This window comes from Rhodoblastus sp. (genome assembly GCF_052145335.1).
GTDB lineage: Bacteria > Pseudomonadota > Alphaproteobacteria > Rhizobiales > Beijerinckiaceae > Rhodoblastus.
On record NZ_JBKQOU010000334.1, the window covers coordinates 1 to 2863 of the forward strand.

The window sequence follows — 2863 nt, forward strand, 5'->3', positions numbered from 1 at the left end:
TTGCGGATGTCGCGTCACCCGATGCGCCGCAGTCCATTGTCGATCAAACCGTTTCTCAATTCGGACGGCTCGATATTTTGGTGAACAACGCGGGCCGCGCTCACGCGGGTGGTTTGATGGAATCCTCCGAACACGATTGGACGGAGATGACGGACATCAAACTTTCAGCGATGCGCAGACTTTGCAAGGCGGCCATCCCCGTCATGCGCGCGCGGCGTTGGGGGCGAATAGTCAACATGTCTTCAATCGGAGGCACGTATCCGAATCCCAAGCTATTCATCTCTCATGTACTCAGCGCGGCGATCAACAATTTTACGAAGTCTTTGGCGCTCGAAGTCGCGGCTGACGGCATTCTTGTAAACGCAATCGGATGTGGCGCCATTGAGACGGAAAATTGGGCCAACAACATGGTTCCTGCTATCCGCCGAGCTCGCCCAGAACTTGCAAGTTTGTCGGACAGCCAAGTGCTCGCAATGATATCCGCAGAGCTTACCCCCATTGGCAGGGCGGGCTCGCCTCGCGAGATTGCCGCGATCGCAGCGTTTCTTGCGTCCAATAGGAATGGTTTCGTGACCGGGGATACGATCGACGCCTCCGGGGGCGCAGATAGATTCATGTAGTGCAGATCGACGGAAGGCGCATATCGGTGAAGGCTCTGCCGGTGACATCACATTGATATGGTTGCAGCCTTTCTTCGGTCGGAGTGGTTATTTAATTCCGGACTCGCTTCCGATTGCGAAGAATATGCGCAAAACCTGGCTAACAGCTTATGTGTTGTGAAAACGCGGCGCGCTGTTTCGCGACGTCGCCCGCATCCGCGAGGTAAAGGCCATCGCCTTGGCCTTCCAGAGGCGCCAGCACGTCAATCTTGTCAAAGCGCACGACGTTCCCGACCGCGTCATCCGTGGGACGGCGCCGGCGCCAATTGACGCCGCCTTTTAGCCGTCCCCAAATTCCCTTGTTGCGCTTCCAGATCATCAACGGCTCCTGCCCCAGGCCCGGTCGCAATAATGCACGTCGCAGTCCCGCCCCGACGAGAGACGGAATCTACTCACGTGCGGAAACGCGCTTGCGCGGCGGTATGGTCGCGATTTCCTGGTCTCGTCGACGTCAACCCTTCAATCAGTCCAGCGTTTCCCGATAGAACCAAACCGCTATGTCGTCGCAAACAATGTCGAGAAGATAAGAATGACGCAGACCAGGCCCGGCACAAAAATCGCGCGATCAGGGAATTTTAGACGCTCGAACAGGGAACTAACTCTCAGCATCAAGGCGTGAGAAGAGGAAAAGGTGAATTGAGGCCAGATCCATCGCCAAGGCCGGCGCTAGTCGCAATTATGCACCGCTCTGGCGGTTTGGCAGCTGATGTTGCTCGACGTGGTTGTGGCGCAAATGAGCGAAAGAACAGTGGAGCTGTTGGCGCACGATTGGGCGGGAATCTTGGACCGAAGGACCGGTCCATGAGGAAAAGCGGTCGAAGGCGCAAGGGCAAGGATGCGCCAGGAGCGGAAATCTGACATCGGACAAAGCAATCGGCGTTTTCAGCGAAAGCCGACCTTTCTCGCGTCAGAAATCAAGACTCCTGCCCTATGCAGTGCGAACGGTCGCTTGCTCGTCCGTCACCACGTCGAAGCGCATGAGATTGGCGACGCCAAACGCCGTCGAGAGCGGCACGTCCGCCGCGTCGCGACCGCGTCCCATGACGATGCGGCCGATACGCGGATGATTGTGGCGCGCGTCCATCGTGTACCACCGCCCATCGAGATAGACCTCGGACCAGCCGCTGAAATCCATGGGATTGACGTCTACCGGCACGCCGATATCGCCGAGATAGCCGGTGCAATAGCGCGCGGGAATGTTCATGCAGCGGCAAAGCGCGATGGCAAGATGGGCGAAGTCGCGGCATACGCCAATGCCCTCCTGGACCGAATCGCTGGCGCAACGCGTGGGTCGGGCGTCTGGGTAACTGAAGCGGATTTTCGAATGAACAAAATCGGCAATCGCTCGTACGCGCGCGTAACCGCCTGCGATACCTCCAAACATCGACCAGGCGAAATCGGCGAGTTTGTCGCTGTCGCAATAACGGCTTGAAACGAGATACAGCAACACTTCGTCTGGGAGACCGGCGATCGGCGTCAAATCCGTATCGGGCGGCGTTTCGTCCGGTTCGCCCGAGTCATGGATGGTGAAGCTGTTGCTGAATGTAACAAGTCCGGGCGGTACGTCAACGCGCGTAACGCGATTGCCGAAATGATCGACATAGGCGCGCATCGGAAGACGCGGATCGGAGTTGATGACATCCGGCGAAAGCAGGTCCGCGTCGCGGGATGGATGGATGTTGAGCTGAAGCAGCATCGGCGTCTGCGCCGGACACTGAAATGCGATGTCAAAGCCCGCCTTGATGAGCACTTTTCCAATCCTCGTGTTTGAGCCGTGACGGCGCCTTGTCCCGGACGAACGAAACTACCCGTCGCTTGAAACTTTTCTGATCTCACGCCCGTCGGATTTTGCGCGGCCAGAGCGCCTTTTCCGGAAGTTGCCGAACATGGACGGAGACCTCCATTCCCTCGGCGTCCCCGGATTCTCCGAAATAGGATCCGTGGAGGGGAATGGCCTGGTGAGCCTCTCTCGCCACCGCGACGCGAACGAGATCCCGACTGCCGACAATGCCGTTGGTCGGATCGAATTCCACCCAGCCGGCGCCGGGCAGATAAATCTGGCACCAAGCATGCGTCGAGCCGCCGCCGAGATGGCGCTCTCCGACATCGCGGTCCGGCACATAGATATAACCCGAGACAAAGCGGGCTGCGAATCCCAAGGCGCGCGCCGCCTCCATCATCAAGGTCGCGAAATCGCGGCATGT

The 2863-nt window shown here is 58.4% G+C and carries 3 protein-coding genes; 1 reads left to right on the top strand and 2 read right to left on the bottom strand.

All coding sequences use genetic code 11. From position 1 onward, the window contains the following. The coding region (locus ACLP2E_RS20475; RefSeq protein ID WP_442466954.1) for an SDR family NAD(P)-dependent oxidoreductase at nucleotides 1-620 on the top strand (620 nt) is incomplete at its 5' end. Between the two features lie 967 nt (nucleotides 621-1587). Here ACLP2E_RS20475 and ACLP2E_RS20480 read toward each other — a convergent pair. Beyond that, nucleotides 1588-2409, bottom strand: coding sequence for a transglutaminase-like domain-containing protein (locus tag ACLP2E_RS20480; protein ID WP_442466955.1), 822 nt, complete (start codon nucleotides 2407-2409; stop codon nucleotides 1588-1590). An 82-nt stretch (nucleotides 2410-2491) separates the two neighbouring features. Beyond that, a partial coding sequence (locus tag ACLP2E_RS20485) for a transglutaminase-like domain-containing protein (RefSeq protein ID WP_442466956.1) occupies nucleotides 2492-2863 on the bottom strand: 372 nt, incomplete at its 5' end.